This is a genomic window from Streptomyces sichuanensis (genome assembly GCF_020328095.1).
GTDB lineage: Bacteria > Actinomycetota > Actinomycetes > Streptomycetales > Streptomycetaceae > Streptomyces > Streptomyces cinnamoneus.
The window spans coordinates 1-5,176 of sequence record NZ_JAIXMK010000181.1 but is presented as its reverse complement, the minus strand read 5'-3'; the positions used below and the strand labels follow the sequence as shown (position 1 = coordinate 5,176).

Sequence of the window (5,176 nt, the reverse complement as noted above, 5' to 3'; positions counted from 1 at the left end):
CGTCCGGCGCGCCGGGCGAGGCGGCCGTCCGGGGCCACTTCCCGGCGGCGGGCGGCCGGGAGCACTTTCCGGCCGGGCGGCCGGGGCGTCGCGCGGCGACTGACGACGGACGCTGGGCGGCCCGGAGCGCTTCCCGGCCGGGCGGCCGCGAGCATGCGGCACCCAGCAGGTGCTCGGACCGCATCCCGCCAGGCAGCTGCCGCGGGGCGGCGGCAGAGGCGCCCGTCCGGGGTGGGGCCCGGTCAGTCCTCGGCCGGCGGCGGCCATTCGTCGCCCCAGTCCGCGTCGCGCGCGGCCCGGTACAGCGGCCCGTGCCGCTTGGTCACCGTCTCGCGGGCCAGGCCGACCTCGGGCAGGCACAGGTCGAGCAGCACCTGCCCCTTGCGGATCTGCGGCTTGCGCACGATCCGGGCGACGGATTCCGGCACGGCCTCGTCGCGCACCGCCGCCACGTACGAGAACTTCTCGTCCTCGTACGCCAGCGATCCGCCCTTGACCTGCCGGTGCAGCGACGACCGGCTCACCCGCGCCGAGAAGTGGCACCAGTCGCTGCCCGGCTCTATCGGGCACGCCGCGCTGTGCGGGCAGGGCGCGACGATGCGGAAGCCCGCTGCGATCAGGCGGTCGCGGGCCTCGATGATCCGCAGGTAGCCCTCGGGCGTGCCCGGCTCGATCAGGACGACGGCGCGCGCCGCACGGGCCGCCTCGTCGGTGACGGCACGGCGGCCCTCCTCGGTGAGCTCGCCGAGCACGTACGAGACGGTGACCAGGTCCGTGCCGTCGGGGACGGCCAGCCCGGCACCGATCGTCTGCCGACGCCACTGCGCGGTGCGCAGGGCCTCGGACCGGGCGGTCCGGGCCAGCTCGCCGCCGAGGGCGAGCGCCGGCTCGGCCCAGTCCAGGACGGTGGTGGAGTGCCGCCCCTCCGGCCAGGCCGCCGCGACCGCCCAGGTCGCGGCGCCGGTACCGCCGCCCACGTCCACGTGCGTGGCGGGCGTCCACTCCGGCAGCCGGTCGCGGAACGCCTCCAGCGCCGAGCGCACGGCCTCGAACGTGGCCGGCATGCGGTAGGCCGCGTACGCCACCACGTCGGAGCGGTCGCGCAGCACGGGGGTGTGGGTGGGGGTGCGCCCCCGGTAGTTGGCGATCAGCCGCTCGACGGCCTGGGTGGCCTGCCGGGGCGGCAGTCCGTCGAGGAGGCCGGCGAGGGCGGCGCGCAGGGTCTCACCGGTGGGCGGGGTCTCACCGGAGGGAGCGGGGGCGGGGGCGTGCATTTGGCGAATTCTATGCGCCTTCCTGTGCACCCTCCTGTGCGCGCCGCCACGGCCGGCACAACCCCACGAAGCACGCCACGGCGGCGAGCGCGCAGCACAGCTGGACGACGGCCATCGGCACCGCGGTGTGCTCGCCCGCTATGCCGACGAGCGGGGAGGCGACGGCGCCGAGCAGGAACGTCGAGGTGCCCAGCAGCGCGGAGGCGGAGCCGGCGGCGCCGGCGGAGCGCATCAGGGCCTGGGCGTTGGTGTTGGGCATGGTCAGGCCCATCGCGGACATCAGCACGAAGAGCCCGGCCGCGACCGGCGCGAGACCGGCCTTGCCGAACGCCCCGGAGGCCATGACGACGAGCGCGCCCGCGGCCAGGGCGGTGACGGCCAGGCCCACGGCCAGGACCTTGTCCATGCTGACCCGGCCGACCAGCAGCTTCCCGTTGATCTGCCCGACGAGGACGAGGCCGACGGAGTTGACGCCGAAGAGCAGGCTGAAGGTCTGCGGGGAGGCGCCGTAGATGTCCTGGACGACGAACGGCGAGGCGGCGATGTAGGCGAAGAGCGCGGCGAAGGCGAAGCCGCCCGCGAGCATGTAGCCGGTGAAGACGCGGTCGGCGAGCAGGCCGCGCATGGTGCGCAGCGCCTGGCCGAGGCCGCCGGCGTGGCGGTCGGCCGGGGGCAGCGTCTCGTCCAGCCACTTCCAGACGACGGCGGTGAGGACGACGCCGACGGCGGTGAGGACGACGAAGACGCCCCGCCAGTCGGTCAGGCGCAGGATCTGGCCGCCGATGAGCGGCGCGACGACGGGGGCGACGCCCGAGATCAGCATGAGCGTCGAGAAGAAGCGGGCCATGGCCACGCCGTCGTAGAGGTCGCGCACGACCGCCCGCGCGATGACGATGCCCGCCGCCCCGGCCAGGCCCTGGACGAGGCGGAAGGCGATGAGGAGCGCGGCACTGGGCGCGAAGGCGCAGACGGCGGTGGCCAGCACGTAGAGCACCATGCCGGCCAGGAGCGGCCGGCGCCGGCCCCACTTGTCGCTCATGGGGCCGACGACGAGCTGTCCGAGCGCCATGCCCATGAGGCAGGCGGTCAGGGTGAGCTGGATGGTGGCGGCGGGACTGTGCAGGGCGTCGGTGACCTCGGGCAGGGCCGGGAGGTACATGTCCATGGACAGCGGCGGCAGGGCGGTCAGGCCCCCGAGGACGAGGGTGACGATCAGGCCGGCGCGGCGGGCGGCGGCCCGGGGCTCCCGGGCGGTGGCGGGCTCGCCTGCACCGCGCCGCTCGTCCGCGGCCTGGGCGGGGCCGGGTTCCGTCATGCGCTGCTCCATGGGGGTGATGGGGGCGGCCCGGGGGGGCGGGGGGCCGGGGCCGGGGCGGGGGGTAATCAAACTTTCAAGTTACCTCCATGGTGACACGCCCGCCGAGGATAGATGCCGTCTACACGTGGTGATGTGCGCTACGGCTCTGCACGACGCGCTGTGCACTGCCCGCTGTGCGCTCCGCGCCGTGGGCTACGCCCGGCTGAAGCCGGGAGCCCCCGCCTCCGAGACGAAGCGGGCAGCCGTGATCACGGGCGCGCCGGGGGTGACGACGCCGGAGAGCGTGCGGTAGTCGGCCTGCAGGCGGGTGTCGTCGAGGGAGACGACCGCATAGCCGCGCCGGCCGTCGTAGAACTTCATGTGGGGGTTGGCGGCGAGCAGCAGGTTCCAGTCGTCGGGCTTCTCCTGGCCGTCGAAACCGCTGGAGACGGAGGTGGTGACCACCTCGACGCCGAGGGTGCGGGAGGCGGGGTCGTCGAAGTCCTCCTTGATGTCCATCGCGTAGTGGACGTGGACGTCGCCGGAGAGGACGACGAGGTTCTCGACCCCCGCCCGCCCGGCCCCGGCGAGGACGCGCGCGCGGGAGGCCGGGTAGCCGTCCCAGGCATCCATGGACAGCCGGGAGCGGTCGGCCGTGGTGTTCTTGCGGCGGCAGAAGGCGACCTGTTGCGCGAGCACGTTCCAGCGTGCGGTGGAGGTGCGGAAGCCGTCGAGGAGCCAGCGTTCCTGCGCGCCCCCGGTGATGGTGCGGGCGGGGTCCTCGGACTCGGGCCCCGGGTACTGCCAGCCGTCGCCGTACGCCTGGTCGGAGCGGTACTGCCGGGTGTCGAGGAGGTCGAACTGCGCCAGCCGCCCGTAGCGGAAGCGCCGGTGGAGGAGCATGTCGGCGCCGACGGGCCGGTGCGCCTCGCGCAGGGGCATGTTCTCCCAGTAGGCGCGGTACGCGGCGGCGCGGCGGGCGCGGAAGACGCCGACGGGGTCGTTGTTCTGGGAGACGTCGCCGGCGTAGTTGTTCTCGACCTCGTGGTCGTCCCAGGTGACGTACCAGGGGTGGGCGGCGTGGGCGGCCTGCAGGTCGGGGTCGGACCTGCCGAGGGCGTAGCGCAGGCGGTAGTCGGTGAGGGTCCAGGTCCAGTGGTCGAAGAACGGCGGCAGGGGGGCGTCCGTGCAGTGGCGGGCGCCGGCCTGGGCGTCGATGGCGTTCTCGTAGATGTAGTCGCCGACGAAGAAGACGGCGTCGAGGTCTTCGTGGGCGAGGTGGGCGAGGGCGGTGTAGTAGCCCTCGTCGTACTGCTGGCAGGAGAGGAGCCCGAAGGTCACGCCTTCGGGGTGGGCGTCGGCGGCGGGGGCCGTACGGGTGTGGCCGGTGGGGCTGATCCAACGGCCGGTGCGGAAGCGGTACCAGTAGTCGCGGCCGGGATCGAGGCCGCCCAGGTCGAGGTGGACGGTGTGGTTGTCGGCGGCGGGGGCGGGGACGGTGCCGTTGCGCCGGAGGTGGCGGAAGGACTCGTCGGAGGCGAGCTCCCACTGGACGTCGAGGGCACCGTCCGCGGGTAAGCCGTTGCCGGGCTCGTAGGGCCGGGGGGCGAGTCTGGTCCACAGGACGACGGAGTCGGGCAGCGGGTCGCCGGAGGCGACGCCGAGGGTGAAGGGGTTTACCGGGAGGGAGGTCGTTTCGGCCATGTCCTCAGACTGCGCGTGGCCGGTGTGACGGTGAAGGCCCGTGGTGGCGAACGTTGCACGGCGCCCTGGTGCGGGGGCGGGTGGGGCAGGGGCGATCGGAGGCGAACAGGGGGCGCGTGCGCCGTGGGCGCGCCCCCAACGTCCGTTGACCCAGGGCCGAATGGCCGATTCCGGGTGTAGCGTCCTCCCATGCCAGGGGCAACGCCGAAGGGGGTGGCCGCATGAGCCCGGACGGAGACCCTCCGCCACCACCGCCCCACCACCCCCCGCCACCACCGCACCCGCCCGACCCCCGCTTCTGGTCGCGCGTGTGGACGTACTGGGTGACCGGCGGCCTGGCGGTGGTCCTGGCGGCCGTGATCCCGGTCGTGGTCAAGGCCGGCCCCTTCGCCACCGACGACCACTCCGACCCCCCGGTGACGTTCCCCCCGACCGCCTCGGCCACCCCGACGCCGACCCCCTCCCCCGTGCTGTCCACGACCCCGCAGGTGAAGGTGGGAGCGAGGGTCAACAGCGTCACGCCCCTGGGCGCGGTCACCCCGACGGTCACCAAGGTGCAGGCCAACGTGACCATCACCGGCCTCAAGGGCAGGTCGGGCTACCTCAAGTGGCACACGTACAACGACGCCACCAAGCTGACCATGAGCGAGGACAGCACCATCAGCTCCCCCGTCCTCAACTGGGACAGCACGGACTGGAAGCCGACCTTCATCGTCCCGACACCGACCGTCCACTGGCAGCTGCAGGTGACGGTGTACGGGCCGGACGGGCAGCAGTTGGCGACGGGGCATTCGAACTTCACGTTCAACTCGTCGACTTCGTCGTGACTTCTTCGTGCCTTCATCGAGACGCCTGAAAGAATCACGGAAAGACCGGTGGGGGCGTCAGCACTCAGTGCTGA

Annotated in this window: 4 protein-coding genes; 1 reads left to right on the top strand and 3 read right to left on the bottom strand. The window is 73.6% G+C overall.

What is annotated here, in order from left to right:
* Positions 1–242 precede the first annotated feature (242 nt).
* The 3 genes from LE181_RS30050 to LE181_RS30040 form a co-directional block, all read right to left on the bottom strand.
* The gene (locus LE181_RS30050) at positions 243–1,274 is read right to left on the bottom strand and encodes a small ribosomal subunit Rsm22 family protein (protein ID WP_225664676.1); all 1,032 of its coding nucleotides are present in this window, start codon (positions 1,272–1,274) and stop codon (positions 243–245) included.
* A 10-nt stretch (positions 1,275–1,284) separates the two neighbouring features.
* Complete coding sequence (locus LE181_RS30045) at positions 1,285–2,589, bottom strand: multidrug effflux MFS transporter (RefSeq protein ID WP_225664675.1); 1,305 nt, start codon at positions 2,587–2,589, stop codon at positions 1,285–1,287.
* Positions 2,590–2,784: 195 nt separating this feature from the next.
* A complete protein-coding gene (locus tag LE181_RS30040) occupies positions 2,785–4,275 on the bottom strand; it encodes an alkaline phosphatase D family protein (RefSeq protein WP_225664674.1) in 1,491 nt (496 codons plus the stop codon).
* 221 nt (positions 4,276–4,496) lie between these two features.
* Between LE181_RS30040 and LE181_RS30035 the strand changes: the two genes are divergently transcribed.
* Positions 4,497–5,102, top strand: a complete 606-nt coding sequence (locus LE181_RS30035) for a hypothetical protein (protein WP_225664673.1) — start codon at positions 4,497–4,499, stop codon at positions 5,100–5,102.
* Positions 5,103–5,176 lie beyond the last annotated feature (74 nt).